Annotated in this window: 15 protein-coding genes; 13 read left to right on the top strand and 2 right to left on the bottom strand. The window is 73.0% G+C overall.

What is annotated here, in order from left to right; genetic code table 11:
* Window positions 1-92: 92 nt before the first annotated feature.
* Window positions 93-1,472, bottom strand: coding sequence for a diaminobutyrate--2-oxoglutarate transaminase (locus tag IE096_RS07330; RefSeq protein WP_189449875.1), 1,380 nt, complete (start codon window positions 1,470-1,472; stop codon window positions 93-95).
* Between the two features lie 83 nt (window positions 1,473-1,555).
* Window positions 1,556-2,254 carry a pyridoxamine 5'-phosphate oxidase family protein gene (locus IE096_RS07335; RefSeq protein ID WP_189449878.1) on the bottom strand — a complete coding sequence of 233 codons (699 nt, stop codon included), beginning with the start codon at window positions 2,252-2,254 and terminating at the stop codon, window positions 1,556-1,558.
* Between the two features lie 206 nt (window positions 2,255-2,460).
* Between IE096_RS07335 and IE096_RS07340 the strand changes: the two genes are divergently transcribed.
* The 13 genes from IE096_RS07340 to IE096_RS07400 all read left to right on the top strand — a co-directional run bounded on the left by IE096_RS07340 (window position 2,461) and on the right by IE096_RS07400 (window position 18,461).
* The gene (locus IE096_RS07340; RefSeq protein ID WP_189449880.1) at window positions 2,461-3,852 is read left to right on the top strand and encodes a lysine N(6)-hydroxylase/L-ornithine N(5)-oxygenase family protein; all 1,392 of its coding nucleotides are present in this window, start codon (window positions 2,461-2,463) and stop codon (window positions 3,850-3,852) included.
* 42 nt (window positions 3,853-3,894) lie between these two features.
* Window positions 3,895-4,245, top strand: coding sequence for a cupin domain-containing protein (locus tag IE096_RS07345; RefSeq protein ID WP_189449882.1), 351 nt, complete (start codon window positions 3,895-3,897; stop codon window positions 4,243-4,245).
* A gap of 73 nt (window positions 4,246-4,318) precedes the next feature.
* The gene (locus IE096_RS07350) at window positions 4,319-5,974 is read left to right on the top strand and encodes a methionine--tRNA ligase (protein WP_189449884.1); all 1,656 of its coding nucleotides are present in this window, start codon (window positions 4,319-4,321) and stop codon (window positions 5,972-5,974) included.
* Window positions 5,971-7,089: an FAD-dependent oxidoreductase gene (locus tag IE096_RS07355; protein WP_189449886.1), complete on the top strand. Its 1,119-nt coding sequence runs from the start codon at window positions 5,971-5,973 to the stop codon at window positions 7,087-7,089. The genes IE096_RS07350 and IE096_RS07355 overlap by 4 nt, the downstream gene beginning before the upstream one ends.
* Window positions 7,090-7,289: 200 nt before the next feature.
* On the top strand, window positions 7,290-8,303 hold the full coding sequence (locus IE096_RS07360; protein WP_189449888.1) for an ETX/MTX2 family pore-forming toxin: 1,014 nt from the start codon (window positions 7,290-7,292) through the stop codon (window positions 8,301-8,303).
* Window positions 8,304-8,445: 142 nt separating this feature from the next.
* Window positions 8,446-9,177, top strand: a complete 732-nt coding sequence (locus IE096_RS07365) for a TNT domain-containing protein (RefSeq protein WP_189449890.1) — start codon at window positions 8,446-8,448, stop codon at window positions 9,175-9,177.
* Window positions 9,174-9,434: a hypothetical protein gene (locus IE096_RS07370; protein ID WP_229820021.1), complete on the top strand. Its 261-nt coding sequence runs from the start codon at window positions 9,174-9,176 to the stop codon at window positions 9,432-9,434. The genes IE096_RS07365 and IE096_RS07370 overlap by 4 nt, the downstream gene beginning before the upstream one ends.
* A 54-nt stretch (window positions 9,435-9,488) precedes the next feature.
* On the top strand, window positions 9,489-10,346 hold the full coding sequence (locus IE096_RS07375; protein ID WP_189449892.1) for an SAM-dependent methyltransferase: 858 nt from the start codon (window positions 9,489-9,491) through the stop codon (window positions 10,344-10,346).
* A gap of 288 nt (window positions 10,347-10,634) precedes the next feature.
* Complete coding sequence (locus IE096_RS07380; protein ID WP_189449897.1) at window positions 10,635-11,360, top strand: transglycosylase SLT domain-containing protein; 726 nt, start codon at window positions 10,635-10,637, stop codon at window positions 11,358-11,360.
* Between the two features lie 263 nt (window positions 11,361-11,623).
* Window positions 11,624-14,179: a M4 family metallopeptidase gene (locus IE096_RS07385; protein ID WP_229820022.1), complete on the top strand. Its 2,556-nt coding sequence runs from the start codon at window positions 11,624-11,626 to the stop codon at window positions 14,177-14,179.
* 123 nt (window positions 14,180-14,302) lie between these two features.
* Complete coding sequence (locus tag IE096_RS07390; protein ID WP_189449900.1) at window positions 14,303-15,064, top strand: DeoR/GlpR family DNA-binding transcription regulator; 762 nt, start codon at window positions 14,303-14,305, stop codon at window positions 15,062-15,064.
* Complete coding sequence (gene pfkB / locus IE096_RS07395) at window positions 15,061-16,047, top strand: 1-phosphofructokinase (protein ID WP_189449901.1); 987 nt, start codon at window positions 15,061-15,063, stop codon at window positions 16,045-16,047. The genes IE096_RS07390 and pfkB overlap by 4 nt, the downstream gene beginning before the upstream one ends.
* Window positions 16,044-18,461 carry a PTS fructose transporter subunit IIABC gene (locus tag IE096_RS07400; RefSeq protein WP_189449903.1) on the top strand — a complete coding sequence of 806 codons (2,418 nt, stop codon included), beginning with the start codon at window positions 16,044-16,046 and terminating at the stop codon, window positions 18,459-18,461. Before pfkB ends, IE096_RS07400 begins: the two co-directional genes overlap by 4 nt.
* Window positions 18,462-18,530: the final 69 nt, after the last annotated feature.

Below are 18,530 nucleotides of genomic sequence, written 5' to 3' on the forward strand. Positions count from 1 at the left end.
CGCTGCCGCGCGCGTCGCCGGCAGGTTCGTGACGCGTTCCGCGTCGGCGCTGTCCCCGAGAGGGGCGTCCCCGGACGTGGGGATTTCGCGTGTCACGCCCGGCCCCCCGCGATGTCCGTGCCCGCCGCCGCTTCCTCGATGGCGTCGGCCAGCCGGTCGAGGACCGCTTCGGCCTGCTCGTCCGTGATGGTCAGCGGCGGCAGCAGGCGCAGCACGGCGTCGTGGCGGCCGCCGAGTTCGACGATCAGGCCGCGGCTGAGGCAGGCGGCGCGGACGCGTGCGGCGAGGTGGGGGTCGGCCGGGCGGGCGCCGCAGGTGTCGGGCTCGGCGGCGGGGTCGACGAGTTCGACGCCGAGCATCAGGCCGCGGCCCCGGACGTCGCCGATGACCGGCAGCGCGGCGCGCAGGCTCTCCAGGCGGGCCGTCATCCTCGCGCCGACGAGCGCGGCGCGCTCGGCGAGGCCCTCGGCGGCTATGTGGCGCAGGGTGGCCGCGCCGGCGGCCATGGCGAGGGTGTTGCCGCGGAAGGTGCCGGTGTGGGCGCCGGGCCGCCAGCCGTCGTAGTCCTCGCGGTAGACGACCACGGCCAGCGGCAGGCTGCCGCCGATGGCCTTGGAGAGGACCATCGCGTCCGGCAGGATCCCGCTGTGCTCGACGGCCCACATCGCGCCCGTGCGCCCGGCGCCGGTCTGCACCTCGTCGACGACGAGCGGGATGCCGCGCTCGGCGGTGATCCGCCGCATCTCGCGCATCCAGGCGTCGGGGGCCGGGACGACGCCGCCCTCGCCCTGGACGGCCTCCAGGATCATCGCGGCGGGCGGGAGCACCCCGCCCGCCGGGTCGTCGAGGAGGCGCTCGACGTAGGCGGCGGACAGTTCCGCGCCGCGTTCGCCGCCCACGCCGAAGGGGCAGCGGTAGCCGTACGGGTAGGGCAGGCGGGTCACCTCGCCGCCGCTGGGCAGCGGCTCCTTCACGCCGACGTTGCCGGTCACGGCCAGCGCGCCGGCGGTCATCCCGTGGTAGGCGCCCGTGAAGGCGAGCAGGCCCCGCCGTCCGGTCGCGGTCTGCATCAGCTTCAGGGCCGCTTCGACGGCGTCGGTGCCGGCGGGGCCGCAGAAGTGGACGCGGGCGCGGTCGGCGAAGCCCTTGGGCAGGCTCTCGAAGAGGGCGCTGGTGAACTCGTCCTTGTCCGCGGTGGCGAGGTCGAGCATGTGCAGCGGGGCGCCGCTGTCGAGGGTCCGCCGGATCGCCTCCAGGACGACCGGGTGGTTGTGGCCCAGCGCGAGGGTGCCCGCGCCGGAGAGGCAGTCCAGGTAGCGCCGTCCGTCCGCGCCCTCCACCGTCATGCCTTCGGCGCGCACCGGCACGATCGGGAAGGTACGGGCGTAGGTGCGGGCGGAGGACTCGCGGCTGTGCTGCCGCCGTAGGACGGCGTCCTTGGCGTCGAGGGCGTTGCCGGTGGCGAGGGTCATCGGGTAACTCCTGTGGATCCGGGCAGACGTGGGGCCCGACGCTCGCGGAGCGGTCGTGGGAGCCGGGCGGGAGCGGGAAGGGGTCAGCCGAGCGGGCGGTCGACGCGGTCGGCGAGGTGGGCGGGGGCGGCTATGCCCTCGGCCAGCGCGGGGTCGGCCTCGAGGGCTCCCCAGGTCTGCCGCAGCGGCAGGACGCCCGCCCAGACGCCCAGTTCGGCGTCGGGGCCGTCGCCGTCGTCGGGCGGGCCGGTGCGGACCTTCACCGAGGCCTCGTCCAGCGACAGCGCGAGCAGGGCGGTCGCGGCGAGTTCCTTGCGGCTGGGCCGGCGGGCGTAGTCCCACTGGCCGGGGGTGACGTGCTCGGTGAGGCAGCGCAGCCCGGCGAGCTTCTCCTCCGGGTCGGTCACGGCCCTCGGCACGCCGTAGATCATGGCACTGCGGTAGTTGACGCCGTGCTCGAAGACGGAACGGGCCAGGACCAGCCCGTCGACGTGAGTGACCGTCAGACAGACGGTGGCCTCGGGCGAGGCGACGAGGCTGCGGCTGGCTACGGAGCCGTGGAAGTAGACCGTGGTGCCGTCCGCGCCGTAGACGGTGGGGACGACCATGGGTGCGCCGTCCACCATCACCCCCAGGTGGCACAGGAATCCGGCCCGGAGGATGGCGTCGAGTTCGGCCCGGCTCGTGCTGCCCTGCTCGCGCAGGCGGCGGTGGCGGGTGCGTTCGGTCACGGCGAGGGTGTCGGACGGTTCGGTGGCCTGATCTGGATCATGTTCGAACACGATGCGTCAGCCTGCCCGTCCTGCGGGCTTTTGGCAAGAGATCTCTTGCCCCGCAGGCCACGGTCGCGCCGAATCCATCGTGAGCAACGCAAATACCAAAGGATTACTTGCCTTTCGCTGCCACGTGGGCAAAGGTGTTCGAGCGGTCCGTCCTGTGACGAACCTCCGCCTCCGGATCCTGGAACCCCTGGCACGAAAGAGTGGGAATGACGACAGACATGCACTCCCCGGCGGAGCCGCTCGATCTTCTGGGCGTGGGAATCGGCCCGTTCAACCTGTCGCTCGCCGCGATGGCCGACGGCGTGCCCGGTCTGCGGACCGCCTTCCTGGAGCGGACGCAGGAATTCCGCTGGCATCCGGGGCTGATGATCGACGGCACGACGCTCCAAGTCCCGTTCCTGGCAGACCTGGTGAGCCTGGTCGACCCGACGAGCCCCTGGTCCTTCCTCGGCTACCTCAAGGCGATCGGGCGGCTCTTCCCGTTCTACTTCTCCGAGCAGTTGCACATCCACCGCGCCGAGTACGACGCGTACTGCCGCTGGGTGAGCGAGGAACTGGCCCAGTGCCGTTTCGGCCACCAGGTCGACGCCGTCGCATGGGACGAGCGGCACCAGGTGTTCACCGTCGACTACACCTACGAGAACGGCGACGAGGTCCTGGCCGGCCGGGGCCACACCCGCAACCTGGTGCTCGGCATCGGCACGGAACCCGCCATTCCGTCAGTGCTGCGGCCGTTGACGGACGACCCGGCCGTCCCGGCCTTCCACTCCGCCGACTACCTCTCCCGCCGCGCGGAGCTGCTCACCAAGCGCCATGTCACCGTGATCGGATCCGGCCAGTCCGGCGCCGAGGTCTTCCTGGACCTGCTGCGCGCCCGGCCCGACGGCGCCGAGGGTCTCCAGTGGATCAGCCGCTCCCCCTCCTTCGCCCCCATGGAGTACTCGAAGCTGGGCCTGGAGCAGTTCACCCCGGACTACACCCGCTTCTTCCGCCGGCTCCCCCAGGAGACCCGCGACCGGCTGCTGCCGCAGCAGTGGCAGCTGTACAAGGGCATCAGCGGCGAGACCATCGGCGACATCCACGACGAGCTCTACCGGCGCACCCTGACCGGCGGCTGGCCCGACGCCGTCCTGCGCCCCGCCACCGCCGTCCGCGGCGGACGGACCCATGAGGGGCGGATCGAGCTGGAGCTGGAGCACGTCCAGGAGGGCGGCCGCGAGACGGTGACGACCGACGCGGTCGTCCTCGCCACCGGCTACGCCGAGCGCCCCAGCGACGGCCTGCTGAGCGGCCTCGACCCCTACCTCGTCCGCGACTCGTCCGGACGCCCGGTGGTGGGCGCCGACTACCGGCTGGCCCTCGACGGGCCGGTCACCGGCTCCGTCTTCGTCCAGAACGCGGAACGGCACACCCACGGCGTCGGCGCACCCGACCTGGGGCTCGCCGCCTGGCGCTCGGCCGTCATCCTCAACACGCTGACGGGCCGTGAGGTCCACCCGCTGCCCTCGCGCACCGCGTTCACCACCTTCGGGATCCCACGCGCCGGACGGTCCGCCGACGGCGCCGGCGACCCGGCCGGCTCGGCCGCCCACCGCTGATCCCCCGTTCCGCTTCCCGCTTCCCAACCCTCCGGAGCAGCCATGCTGATCAGGAAGACGGGCGAAGACCAGCTGGTCGACGCCTACGGCATCCGTTTCCAGCAGATCTACCCCAACGGCGGTGAGGAACTCGCTCCCTGGGGCGTGGGCCGCGCCGTGGTCGAGCCGGGCGGAGCCACCGATCCGCACCACCACGAGGACCACGAGATGTTCGTGTTCCTCTCCGGCCACGGCGTCCTGACCGTCGACGGCGAGGAGTGCGAGGTCGGCCCCGAGGTCACCGCGCTGCTCCCGGCCGGCAGCCTCCACCACGTGCGCAACACCAGCGACACCGAGCGGCTGGTCTTCCTCTCCGTCTACTGGCCCACGGACCACGGCCCCATCGACCTCTGAGTCCCATCGGCCTCTGAGTCCCGCCGCCGTCCGCACACCCTCTCCGCCGAGACTTCCGACCCGGAGCCCCGCCATGTCCTCGTTCACCCTGGTCACCGCCGCACCGCCCACGCCCAACGGCGACCTCCACCTCGGCCACCTGTCGGGCCCCTACTCGGGCGCCGACATCCGGATCCGCGCCCACCGCCTGCTCGGCGCCGACGGCCTGTTCGTGACCGGCTCCGACCTCCACCAGAGCTATGTGCCCACCAAGGCCCGCCGGGACGGCACCGACCCCCTGGAGATGGCGGAAGGCTTCGCCGACGAGATCGCCCGGATCTTCGACTCCGCCCGCTTCACGCCCGACGCCTACGTCCGCCCCTGGCGCTCGGAGCTCCACCGGGACATCGTCGCCGAGTTCTTCGCCCGGCTGCACGACCGGGGGGCGCTGCGCGTCCGCACCGAGCAGGCCCTGTTCTGCGGCGACTGCGAGCGCTACCTCTTCGAGGCCCACCTCACCGGCAAGTGCCCGCACTGCGGCAGCGCCAGCGACGGCAACTCCTGCGAGAACTGCGCGCTGCCCAACCGGGTCACCGACGTCGTCGCCCCCGTCTGCAACGCCTGCGGCGGCACGCCCGAGGAGCGGCCCGTCGAGCGGCTGGTCTTCCCCTTGAGCGAGTACGCCGACCGGCTGCGCGCCTTCCACGCGGCCACCGCCATGAGCCCCCAGCTGGAGGCCCTGTGCGCGGACATGATCGAGCGGGGCCTGCCCGACATCCCCGTCGGCCACCCCACCGACTGGGGCCTGCCGATGCCCGTCCCCGGCTTCGAGGACCACCGGATCTACGTCTGGGCCGAGATGATGCCCGGCTACTTCGCCGAGCTGGCCGAGGGTCTGCGTGCGTCGGGCCGGGACGCGGACGAGTGGCGTTCGGTGTGGAACGACCCGCGGACCGAGATCGTCCAGTTCTTCGGCTTCGACAACGGCTACTTCCACGCCCTGCTCCAGCCGGCGCTGCTGATGGCCTACGACCCCGACTTCCAGCTGCCCCGGGCGCTGGTGACCAACGAGTTCTACCAGCTGGGCTCGTCCAAGTTCTCCACCAGCCGCCGCCACGCGGTCTGGGCGAACGACCTGCTTGCGGCCGTGCCCGCCGACACCGCGCGTTTCGTCCTCTCCCACGACCGCCCCGAGAGCGAGCGGACCTCGTTCGGCTGGGAGCGCTTCCACGAGCTGGCCGACGGCGAGCTGGCCGGGCGCTGGCAGTCCTGGCTGACCGACCTGTTCACCCGGATCGAGACGCAGGCCGGCGGCGCGATACCGGCGGGCGACCCCCTGCCCTCCCAGGAGCGGTTCCTGCGGCTGCTGGAGCGCCTCGCCGAGGACTGCCTGAACGCCTACTCCGCCGCGGACTTCTCCCCCCGCCGCGCCACCCGACTGCTGCGCGAACTGGTCAGCCTCGCCCAGGACTTCGCCGCCTCCCAGAGCCGCACCCGGGACTCGGGCACGGGCTCCGGCCGGGCCGGCGCCGCGCTCGCCGCCGAGGCCGCGGCCGCGCGGACGCTCGCCCAGCTCGCCCACCCGGTGATGCCGGACTTCGCGAGCCGGCTGTGGACCGCCCTCGGCGAGACGGGCGAGCCGCGCTGGGACGGCGTCCGGACGCCCGCCGCCGGCGTGCGCGTCGACACCGCGGCCCGCTTCTTCGCGCCGCTGCCCGCCGACCTCGAAGCGCGGGTCATGGCGTCGTGACCCGTACGGCCCTGGTGGTCGGGGCGGGGGTCTTCGGTCTGGCCACCGCCCGCGCGCTCGCCCTCCGCGGCTGGTCGGTACGCGTCCTCGACCCCAACGAACCCGGCACGGAAGGCCCGTCCAGTGCGGAGACCCGCATCCTGCGGCTCTCCCACGGCACGGACGACTGGTACACGGGCCTCGCCCACCGGGCGGCCACGGGGTGGCGGGAGCTGGAACGGGAGTCCGGCCGGCGGCTCCTGCTGCCCACCGGCGTCCTCACCCTGGGCCCCCGCGACGGCGACGACTGGGAACGGGCGAGCGCGGCAGCGCTGCGCCGCCTCGGCGTGCCGGTCGAGACGCTGACCGGCGCTGCCGTGACCCGTCGCTTCCCGGGTTTCGCCGGCGGCGGGACCGGTACGGCCCTGTTCGAGCCGGAGGCCGGCGTGCTCCTGGCGCGGGCGGCGACGCGCGCGCTCGCCGGTTCCGCCCGGGAGCGGGGGGCGGAGCTGCTGCGCGGGGCCGCCGTGCCCGACGGCGGCACGGCCGTCGTGGACGGCGAGCCGCTGCGCGCCGACCTGACGGTCTGGGCGGTCGGGCCGGCGCTGCCCGCGCTGTTCCCCGGGCTGACCTCGGTCCGCCCGTACCGCCAGGACTGCTGGTACGTGCGGCCTCGGGGCCCGTGGGCGAAGGGCGAGGCGGGCACCGGGTCCGGGGCTGGGACCGGGTACGAGTCCGGGTCCGGGGGCCGGCCGGCCTGGCTGGACCGGGAGCACGGCTGCTACGGGATCCCCGCGGTAGGGGAGCTCGGCGTCAAGGTCGTACCGGACGTGGAGACCGACCCGCGCGCCGCCACGGATCCGTCCCCCGGGGAGATCCCCCCTGCCCTGCGGGACTACCTCCGCGCCCGGCTCCCCCACCTCGCCGACTCCCCCGTCCTGCGCCGCGAGGTCTGCTCGTACGCGGTGACCCCGGACGAGCACTTCCTGCTCGCCCGGCATCCGGGCCGCCGGGACGTATGGCTGGTGGGCGGCGACTCCGGTCACGGCTTCAAACACGGGCCGGCGTGGGGCGAGTACGTGGCCGACGTCGTCGAGGACCGGTGCGCGCCCCCGGCGCGCTTCGCCCTCCGCTGAGCCGTGAATTCACCGGTCCGTGGCCGTCCGCGTCCGCGCGACGGCACGGCGTGACCAAGTGGGGAGATTCTTAAGTTACTTAATGACGCCCTCGGGGTTTTCGGGACCAAAGTCCCTAGGCGGCACCGGCGTAAGCGGAATCCAATGATCGACAAGCAACTCGCTCCTCCGCCACCAACCCCAAGAAGGTACGGAATTCAATGAGTTATGTCTCCAGGCGACGCGTTCTCGCCCTCGCCCCCGCCGTCGGAGTCGCCGCCGCCGTCCCCCTGTCCGTCGCGACCGCGAGCGCGGCCGGCGCCGCTCCCCGCGCGCAGGCGAGCGCCAAGGGCAAAGGCGCCGTCCGCTCGCTCCAGGAGATAACGGACGAGTGGGGGAAGTGGCTGGCCCGGGAGAGATTCCCCAAGTCGAACGGCTGCCGCTTCACCGCGTCCACCGACTACGGCAAGCAGAGCGCCCTCGGCGACTACCACAAGTACCAGGTCTCCGCGAAGTACAGCGGCATCGTCTACGACCCCAACGCCCCCTCCCCCGTGCCGGGTCAGGTCAGCTCCGTCGCCACCAACTACCGCAACGGCACGGACGTCGAGCAGCAGGTCACCTACAAGCAGAGCAAGACCACCGAGCAGGACCTGCGGATCTCGGTCACCGAGTCGCTGAAGATCGGCGTGACCATGGAGGTCTCCGCGGAGATCCCCGCCGTCGCCAAGGTCAGCGAGACCACGTCGATCGAGGCCAGCCTCTCCTCCACGCAGGAGTACACCCACAAGGAGACGCAGAACTGGAGCGTCGACCTCCCGCTGAAGATCCCCGCGAAGTCGGTCGTCGAGGCGTCGCTCGTGGTCGGCACCCAGAAGTACGACATCGACTGGACCGCCACCGTCAACCTCAGCGGAAGCGTGGCCATCTGGTTCAACGAGAAGGTCGACCTCAACCACGACGGCGACAACCACTGGCTGTGGTTCGTCCCCGTCGAGCAGGTCCTCCGTGACTGCCGGGACCACGGCATCGTCGACGTGACCGGCTACGAGATCACGGCGGACGGCGTGAGCGCCTTCGCGAGCGGCAAGTTCAGCGGCGGCCAGGGCGTGTCCCTCAACATCAACGCTGTCCAGAAGCCGCTCGACGGCCGGCAGAAGCGCAGTGTCGAGACGCAGACGATCCCGGTCGCCCTCGACCGGTCCGGCAAGAAGGCGAGCGTCCCGGGACGCTGAGCCGACCCGGCCGGAATTCTTCCCTCCTCTTCATCTGGCTGATCTTGGTCTGCCTGTGCGGCCGGGGTCCGGGAGAACATGCGGGAGCACGGTGACCCATGGGGTTCCCGTGCTCTTCGTGTACCGGAAGGAAGAGGGAAGCATGAACACCCGAATACGCTTACTCGCGGCGGTCTGCGGAGCGACCCTGACCGGTGCGCTGCTCACCGGGCCGGCGACCGCCGCTCCGGCGGAGACGGGAGCGGGCGGCGGGACGAAGACCGCCGATCTCCGGGCCAAGCTGTGCACGGGCGCGTTCGACACGAAGAACCCCCAGCTCGGCCCCGCCGCCGATACCCTCCCCGGCCCCTTGACGAAGCCCGTCGGACCGCTGCTCAAGGGCTACAAGAGAACCGGAAGCCTCAAGCCCGACGCGTTCCTGAGCGCCTTCTGGACGGGCAAGCCCACCTGGAAGTACCCGCCGGACGACGGCTTCGCCAAGCGCGGCGGCAAGCTCGACAAGAACAAGACCCAGCTCAAGGCCGGCCAGAAGCTCGACCGCTTCGGCCACGAGGGCGGCTCCTTCCTCGCCCCCGCCGGCGCCCCGTACTCCCAGCGCGCCCTGCCGCCGGACAGCCTGCAGACCATCGATGACAAGTACCCCTGCAACTACCACGTCTACACCGTCGCCAAGTCCTTCACGGTCTGGCAGGGCGGCATCGCCGCGTGGTTCGAGCAGCCCGGCGGGGGCCGGCAGATCCAGCTCGACCCGGCCCTGGTACCCGGCGCCCCCACCCCGAAGCTCAGCGTGAAGTGGCTGGTGGACAACGGCTACCTCAAGCGCGCCGACGCGAATACCGGCACGAGCGCCGACACGAGCGCCACGACCGGATGACCGAACCGCTGGACCGGCGGCGGGCGTGCGCGGCGCTGCGCGCGGCGGGGGTGAACGACCGCCTCTACTCCGTCGAGGGCGTTCACGAGCCCACGGCGCCGCTCCCCGACTTCCACTTCCTGCGGCTGCGCGCCGGCATGTGGGAGACCGGTCTCTTCGAACGCGGGGAGTACGCCGTGACGGCGCGCTTCCCCGCGTCGGACGAGCCGGCCGCCTGCCGCGAACTGCTGCGGCTACTGCTCCCCGGCGACACATGAGCCGGGCATCCACGACGACCCCGCGAAACGAACCGACCGCGCAAGGACACGACCATGCCTCACGACAGCACGGACCCCGCCGCCGCGGCGCGACGCTACTACGACACCGGTGACGTCGACGCCTTCTACGCCCGGATGTGGGGCGGCGAGGACATCCACACCGGGATCTACGCCCACGAGCGGGAGCCCGTCGCGGCCGCCTCCCACCGGACGATCGAGCGGGCGGCCGACAAGATCGCGGAACGCCTCGCCCGGCTCGGCCCGGAGTGCCGGATCCTCGACCTGGGCTCCGGCTACGGCGGGCCCACCCGCTACCTGGCCGAACGCTTCGGTTGCCGCGTCGTCGCCCTCAACATCAGCGAGAACCAGAACGAGCACCACCGCAGGGTCAACGCCGAGCGCGGGCTGGACGGCCTCATCGAGGTCGTCACGGGTTCGTTCCAGGACATCCCCTTCCCGGACGGGCACTTCGACGTGGTGTGGTCCCAGGAGGCCTTCTGCCACAGCGGCGATCGCCAGGGGCTGCTGCGCGAGGCGGTCCGCGTGCTGACACCCCGGGGCGACCTGGTCTTCACCGACCTGATGGCGGCCGAGGACACCCCTCCGGAGGCCCTGAGCCGGACGATCGCGCGGCTGGAGGTGGACGCCCTGGCCACCCCTTCGTTCTACCGCGGCGGGCTCACGGCGCTCGGGCTGGCGCGCGTCGACTTCGACGACCGGAGCGAGCAGCTGCTCACCCACTACACACGGCTCACCGAGGAGACCCGGCACCGGGCGACGGAGCTCGGGGACGTCATCAGCGCCGGCTATCTGGCGGGTCTCCTGGAGAACCTGCCCCTGTGGGTGGACGCCTGCCGCGACGACCTGCTCCGCTGGGGCATCTTCCACGCACGCCACGCGCATGCCACATGACGTGCGGTGACGACGAGGGGGCCGCGATGTGAGCCCGGCCATGAGACCTGGCTCACTTACGAGGTGGGTTAGTGGCGGGCGCTTCTGCGCGGCGGGGCAAAGTAGACATTCACGGATGGTCTGAACCTGGTTTTCTTGGGTGTGGCGTAGTAGGTCACACCTTTGCCAGCGGGTTTTCCGGCCGCTAACAATTACGGGGTCGCCTGGCGCCGTCGACCGAGAAACGGCGCTCTCCTCGCGCCAATGACGGCCACCGGCGACTACGCGATTGGAAGGTTCAGCTCAGTTATGCGCTCCACCATCTCCTCCGGCTATACCCGTCTGCCCAAGGCCCACAAGATCTCCGCCGCTGTCGTCACCGCCGCCGCCGGTGCCGCCGTCGCCCTGGCCGCCGTCCCGGCCACCGCCGCCGACACCCACACCCTGAAGACGGTCGCGCAGAGCGCCGGCTCCTTCGGCGAGACCCAGCAGGCCGAGATCGCCCAGCAGACGGACGCCGCCATCGCGCAGGCCAAGACCACCGCCGCAGCCGCCACGAAGGCCGCCGCCGACAAGGCCGCCGCCGACGCCAAGGCCAAGGCCGACGCGAAGGCCAAGGCCGACCAGGAGCGCGCCAACCGTTCCACCGAGCGCAAGGCCCTCAAGCCCGCCGCCCCCGCCGCCAAGCCCGCCGCCCCGGCCCCCAAGGCCTACGCGGACAACCTGGACGGCTGGATCAAGGAGTCCATGGACATCCTGCGCGCCAAGGGCATCCCGGCCTCCTACGACGGCATCAAGCGCAACGTCATGCGTGAGTCCACGGGTAACCCGCGTGCGATCAACGACTGGGACGTCAACGCCGTCAACGGTGTGCCGTCGAAGGGTCTGCTGCAGATCATCGACCCGACGTTCAAGGCGTATCACGTCGAGGGCACCTCCTGGGACATCTACGACCCGGTCGCCAACATCACCGCCTCCTGCGCCTACGCCGCCGACAAGTACGGCTCCATGGACAACGTCAACTCCGCGTACTGATCAAGGCCTGATTCCACTCGCGCAATCACCCGGCCCATTGATGGGCCGACGTGCCACCGCTTGCATGGCTCCGCCCACAGTTGTTCCTGCTGTCGGAGGGGGAGACCTTGCGCGAGCCCAGAGCACGGACGGCAAGACGGACGGCAAGACCGAGAGCTTCATTCACGAGTGCGGCGGCGCTGATCAGCGCCGCCGCACTCGTCGTTTCGGGGGCACCCGCCGACGCGGTCGACGGGCCGCCGACGGCGGCCACCGGGAGCGCCGTGGACGTGGCGCTCGGCCACCTCGCCGCCCAGGGGAAGGGTGACCTGGCGCCCCTGCGGACCACCGCCTCCGGAACCTCGGAGACGGTGCGGTTCCAGCAGAAGCATCACGGTGTCGATGTCCTCGGCGGGCAGTACGTCGTTCGCATGCAGCGTCAGAGCGGTAAACGTGTGGTGACCGGCACGTCAGGCAAGTACTTCACAGCGCTGACCACCGACACCACGCCCGAGGTGAGTGAGGAAATCGCTGTCGAGCGGGCCGTCGACGCCACGCTCACACGGCTCGACGCCCGGCAGGCACAGGAGGAGCCGCTGACCGGCACCGCGCGCGGCCTGGTCGTCCTGCCCAGGGGTACGGGCGTGCTCGCCCGGCACGTCACCGTGCGCGGCAAGGACCCGACCTCCGGGGCGCCGGTGCTGGACGAGGTCTACATCGACGCCGCCGACGGCTATCCGGTCCTCGAGTACAGCAGTATCAGGACGTTCGACGTGCCCGCGCGCCGCTTCCCCACCGGCCCGTACGACTCCGGCGGCACCCCCGACGCGCCCCAGCCGCCCGCGCCGGGGCCCGCGACACTGGGCTCCGGCGTCAGGGCGGACGGGTCGACCGTCGAGCTGCGGCTGGACCGCGACGAGGCGCGCAAGGAATACGTCATGCGCGACTACTCCCGGACGCGGGACGGCTCCGGGAAGCCCATCGCCACCTGGGACGCACGCCGGAGGAGCGCCGACGAGCTGGCCGGCACCTGGCCGGCCGGGCTCAAGGAGTTCGGCTCGGCGACCCCGGCCTTCGGCAAGGAGGCCACCGAGACCGGCGCGGTCGACGCCCACTGGGCGGCGGGCAAGGTCCAGGACTACTACACGTCCGTCCTCGGCCGGGACGGCATCGACGGCCGGGGCATGGGGGTCAACTCCCTGGTGGGCGTCTGGGACTACGGGCACCCGCTCAAGAACGCCTTCTGGGACGGCACCAAGGCGGCGTACGGCAACGGTGACGCGGAGTACCGCCCGTTCTCCGCCGCCCTGGACGTGGTCGGCCACGTGATGACGCAGGGCGTCGTCGAGCGCACCGCCGGGCTCGTCCACGCGGGCCAGTCCGGAGCGCTCGCCGGGGCGATCGCGGACTACTTCGGTGCCGCCGTCAAGACCGACGCCCGGGGCACGTCCATGGACGACCCCGCGTCGGGACTGCTGGGCGACACGCTGTGCCGCACCAAATCCCCGCGCGAGTGCGCCGTCCGGGACATGAACGACGGCAGGACGACCGCCAAGTCCTTCCTCGGCGTGGGCTTCGCCACCGACAACGGCGGCGTCCACCTCAACTCCACCATCTTCTCCGGCGCCCTCTGGGACATCCGCAAGGACCTGGACCGCACCCTCGCCGACAGGATCGTCCACCGGGCGCTCACCGGCTATATGACCCCGCTGGACGGCTTCACCGAGGGCCGCGACGCCGTCATCGCCGCCGCCGGGGAACTCGGCGTCACGGGCAGGGATCTCAGGGCCGTCGAACGGGCCTTCACGGCCCACGGCATCGTCCCCGGCTGGGAGCTCGCCATCGGCGTGGACACCGACCGGCTCCTCGGCAGGGTCACCAGCAGCAGGACGAACGTGGGCGCGGGCGGTGGCTGGTGGGTCGCGCCGGCCTCGAACGAGAGCGGCACCGAGGCCAACTCGGTCTGGGCCGGGCGTACGGACGGCACGGGCGAGAAGAAGCTGATCAGCCCCAATGACGGCCGGAACCACGTCGAGCCGGCCACCGACGGCAGAACGGTGGTCTGGGTGGCGTACCGGGGCAACCGCGTGGAGGTCCTGGCGCGGCCGATCGCCGGTGGGCCCGTCAAGAAGCTGTACGACGACCGGTACGGGATCCACTCGCCCCGGATCGAGGGGAAGGACGTGGTCTTCGAGATCGGAATGCGCAAGGGCGGCAACCGTGTGGTGTACCTGCGCATCGGGGAGATCGAGCCCACGAGGATCTTCCCGGAGTCGGGCAAGCTCTGGGCCGAGACGGCACGGCCGTCCCTGCGCAACGGCCGGATCGCCTACACCGACTCGGGCCGCGTCCACGGCGTCTACCGCCAGGACACCAAACTGCTGGACATCGCGACCGGCAAGGTGACGGTGCTGCCGCAGATCGGTACGCCGCACGGCCTGGGGCGGACCGCGATCACGAGCAAGCACGTCTTCTGGCTGGTCGAGGACGTCAAGGACAGCGCCCGGACGGCCGTGCGGCGCGTGGGCCTCGACGGCACGGGCGTCGTGGACATCAGCCCGGGGCAGGGTGAGGACGCGCTGTACGGCGTGGGGCTCACGGCCTCCGAGGACGCGGTGACCGTCACGGCGAGGACGCCGGACAGCGCCCTCCGCAACGACACGCTGTCCAGGCTGTGGCAGTTCTCGACCGACGGCTCGCGCAAGGGCCGGGTCTCCTGCGACCGGGGTGAGCAGTTGGGGGCGGCCGCCGCGGGTGGCACCCAGGTGGTGTGGATCGACGCCACCACCGGGTATCCCGACCTCGTCACCCGGTCCCGGCCGGCCGGGAACTGTGGCTGACGATCCGCACCGCGATGCCCGATCGTGCCCGTTTGATTGCCCGTTTCTGTTTACTTCTCCGCCAGCCTGCCACTAAGGTGAGCGGAAACCACAGATTCGGGCATCGAACGGAAGTAATCCCTCATGTACGCACCGGAGCGTCAGCAGGAGATCCTGCGTCTCGCCCGCGAGCGCGGCCGGGTGGAGGTGCTCTCCCTCGCCGAGGACTTCCGGGTCACCGCCGAGACCGTGCGGCGCGACCTCAAGGCCCTCGACCGGGCCGGGCTCGTCCGGCGGGTCCACGGTGGCGCCATCCCCGCCGGGCGGCTCGACTTCGAGCCGGATCTCGCCGAGCGCGAGACCACGGCGGCGGACGAGAAGGACGCCATCGCGCGGGCCGCGCTCGCCGAGCTCCCCGCCGACGGCAGCGTGATCATCGACGCGGGCACGACGGCCGCCCGCCTCGCCGGCCTGCTCCCCCTGGACTCCTCCCTCACCGTCGTCACCCATGCCCTGCCGGTCGCCGCCCGGCTGGCCGACCACCCGGGCATCGCGCTGCACCTGGTCGGTGGCCGGGTGCGGCGCCGGACGCGCGCCGCCGTGGACGAGTGGGCGCTGCGCGCCTACGCCGAGATCCACGCGGACGTCGCCTTCCTGGCGACCAACGGTTTCTCGCTCGACGGCGGTCTGACCACGCCCGATCTGGCGGAGGCCGCCGTCAAGCGGGCGGTGGCGGGCGCGGCGCGGCGTGTGGTGCTGCTCGCCGACTCCGGCAAGTACGGCCGGCGGCACTTCGCGCGCTTCGGGGACCTGGCCGACGTGGATGTGGTCGTCACCGACGCGGGCCTGTCGGCCGAGGACGCCCGGGCCGTCGAGCTGGCCGGGCCGGCGGTGGTCCGCGCGTGATCGTCACCGTCACTCCCAATCCCAGCCTGGACCGCACCTTCGAGGTGCCCCGGCTGGAGCGCGGCGCGGTGTTGCGGGCCGGTGCCGACCGGGTGGACCCCGGTGGCAAGGGCGTCAACGTCTCGCGTGCCGTGGCGGCCGCCGGGCGGCGCACGGTCGCGGTGCTGCCGCTCGGCGGCGCGGAGGGTGAGCTGCTGGAGCGGCTGCTGGACGAGCACGGCATCGAGGTGGCGGGCGTGCCCGTCCACGGCTCGACGCGCGTGAACGTCGCCGTGGCCGAGCCGGACGGCACCCTCACCAAGATCAACGCCGCGGGTCCCGTGCTGGCCCCGGCCGAGGCGGACGCCCTGCTCGCCGCCGTGGGGGCGCGGTCGGCCCGTGCGGACTGGGTGGCCTGCTGCGGCAGCCTGCCGCGCGGCCTGGCCCCCGAGTGGTACGGGCGGCTCGTGGCCGCCGCGCACGCGGGCGGGTCCCGGATCGCGCTGGACACCTCGGGGCCCGCCCTCACCGCGGCCCTGCGGGAGCGCCCGGACGTCGTCAAGCCCAACGTCCACGAGCTCGCCCAGGCCGTCGGCCGTCCGCTGGCCACGATCGGCGACGTGGCCGACGCGGCGGCGGAGCTGCGGGCCCTGGGCGCGCGGGCGGTCCTGGCCAGCCTCGGCGCGGACGGGCAGTTGCTGGTCGACGACAGCGGTACGCACTTCGGGACGGCGCCCGTCGCCGTCGTGCGCAGCGATGTCGGGGCGGGTGACGCGTCCCTGGCCGGCTTCCTCACCGCCGGGGGTAGCGGCCCCGGCGCCCTGGCCTCGGCCCTCGCGCACGGCGCGGCGGCCGTGGGCCTGCCCGGCAGTGTGATGCCGGGCCCGGCCGATCTCGTGCCGGCGGCGGTGACGGTCACGGCGACGGTGCCGTACGACCGCGCGCTGGCCGACTGTCCACCACCGCCCGCCGGGCGTCAGCGCGTGCAAGGGAGCCCGCGATGAGTGAACTGATCACTGCCGGACTGGTCGATCTGGACCTGTCCGCCGGGACGAAGGAAGCGGCGGCGCGCTCGCTCGCCGAACGGATGCGGGCGCTGGGCCGCGTCACGGACCTGGAGGGCTTCCTGGCCGACGTGGCCGCGCGCGAGGCCCAGATGCCGACGGGACTCGACGGCGGCATCGGCATCCCCCACTGCCGCAGCGAGCACGTCACCGAGCCCACGCTGGCCTTCGGCCGCGCGTCCGCCGGGATCGACTTCGGGGCGCCGGACGGCCCGGCGGACCTGATCTTCCTGATAGCCGCCCCGGCGGGCGCCGACAGCGACCACCTCACCATCCTGTCGGCGCTGGCGCGGCAGCTGATGAACCCGGAGTTCACGACCGCCCTACGGGCGGCGGAGAGCGCGGAGGCGGTCGCCGCACTGCTGCGCGGTGGCGCGCCTCCGGCGCGGGAGGAGGCCCGGGCGGGGCAGCCGCCCGGGCTGCGGGAGCCGGCCGGGTCTCCGGCCCCGGGCGTGGCCTCGGAGACGGCCCGGGTCCAGGGCGTGGCCGGGACCCCGGCGAGGGCCCAGGCCCCCGACCCGGCCAGGGCACCGGACCCGGCCACGGAGACGGCCCGGGGCCCGGAGTTGGCCGCAGCCCCGGAGACAGCCCAGACCCTGGACCCGGCCAGGGCTCCGGAGCCGGCTCAGGCCCTGGACCGGGCCCGGGCTTCGGAGATCGCCCAGACGCCGGAAACAGCCCAGGCCGCCGACCCGGCCGGGGCCCTGGGGGCCGCCCAGGCGCCGGACCCGGCCACGGCCTCGGAGACGGCCCCGCGCCCAGGCGTAGCCGGGACCGTGGAAACCGCCCAGGCCCCCGCCCCGGCCGGCACCCCCCGCGGCGGCGAGGCCGCCGTGCGGCCGGCCGGGGCGGAGTCGGCGGCGCCGGCCGTGGGCGATGCACACGGACCGCGGCCGTTCCGGATCGTCGCCGTCACGTCCTGCCCGACCGGCATCGCCCACACCTATATGGCGGCCGAGGCCCTGCGGCGGGCCGCCGGGGAGGCGGGGGTGGTGATCGACGTCGAGACGCAGGGCTCCGCCGGGTTCACGCGGCTCGATCCGGCGGTCGTCGCGGCGGCCGACGGTGTGATCCTCGCCCATGACGTGGAGGTGCGGGAGCGGGCCCGTTTCGCGGGCAAGCCCACCGTGGACGTCGGGGTGAAGGCGGGCGTCAACCGGCCCGGCGAGCTGATCGCCGAGGTCCGCGCGGCGGCGCGCGCGGCCACCGCGCCCATGGACGCCGGGGCCCGGGCGGGCGACGGATTCGGTACCCGGCTGCGCACGTGGCTGATGACGGGCGTGAGCCACATGGTGCCGTTCGTCGCGGCGGGCGGTCTGCTGATCGCCCTGGCCTTCGCCGTCGGGGGCTACCAGGTGAACAAGGCGCCGTCCGTCGCCGACCACTTCCTGTGGACCGAGTCCGCGAGCTGGGCCGCGCTGTTCTTCCAGACCGGTGGGGCCGCCTTCGCGTTCCTGGTGCCGGTGCTGGCGGGCTACATCGCCTACGGGATGGCCGACCGGCCCGGTCTCGTGCCCGGTTTCGTCGGCGGGTCGATCGCCCTCACCGTGAACGCGGGCTTCCTGGGCGGGCTGATCGCCGGTCTCCTCGCGGGGACGGCCGTCCTGGGCGTCCGGCGGGTGGCCGTGCCGCCCGCGCTGCGCGGCATCATGCCCGTGGTGGTGATTCCGCTGCTCTCGTCGGCGGTGGTCGGGTTCCTGATGTTCCTGGTGGTCGGCAAGCCGGTCGCCGCGCTGCAGAAGGCGCTCACCGACTGGCTGGGCGGCCTGTCGGGGACGAACGCGGTCGTCCTGGGCGCGGTGCTGGGCCTGATGATGTGCTTCGACCTCGGCGGCCCGCTGAACAAGTGCGCCTACACCTTCGCGGTCGGCGGGCTGGCCGACCCCAACGCGGGCAGCCTGAAGGTGATGGCGGCGGTCATGGCGGCCGGGATGGTGCCGCCGCTGGCGATGGCCCTGGCCACGGCCGTGCGCGGCCGGCTGTTCACCCGCGCCGAGCGGGAGAACGGGAAGGCCGCGTGGGTACTGGGCGCCTCCTTCATCACCGAGGGCGCGATCCCCTTCGCGGCGGCGGATCCCCTGCGGGTGATCCCGTCCGCGATGGCGGGCGGCGCGGTGACGGGCGCCCTGTCCATGGCGTTCGGCTGCACCCTGCGGGCCCCGCACGGTGGCGCCTTCGTCGTCCCGCTGATCGGGCAGCCGCTGCTGTACCTCGTCGCGATCGCGGCGGGCACGGCGGTCGGCGCGGCGCTGGTCGTCCTCCTCAAGGGGCTGCGCGACCAGGAGCCGGAGACGCGTCCGGGGACGGAGGCGGAGACGGAGACGGTGACGCCGGCGGCGGTGGCCGCCGCCTGACGTCGCCGCTGTCGCGCCGCCTGCGGGTCCCGGCCTCCCCTGCCGGGACCCGCGGGCGTTTCAGCGGGT

This window comes from Streptomyces abikoensis (assembly GCF_014648775.1).
Taxonomy (GTDB): Bacteria; Actinomycetota; Actinomycetes; order Streptomycetales; family Streptomycetaceae; genus Streptomyces; species Streptomyces abikoensis.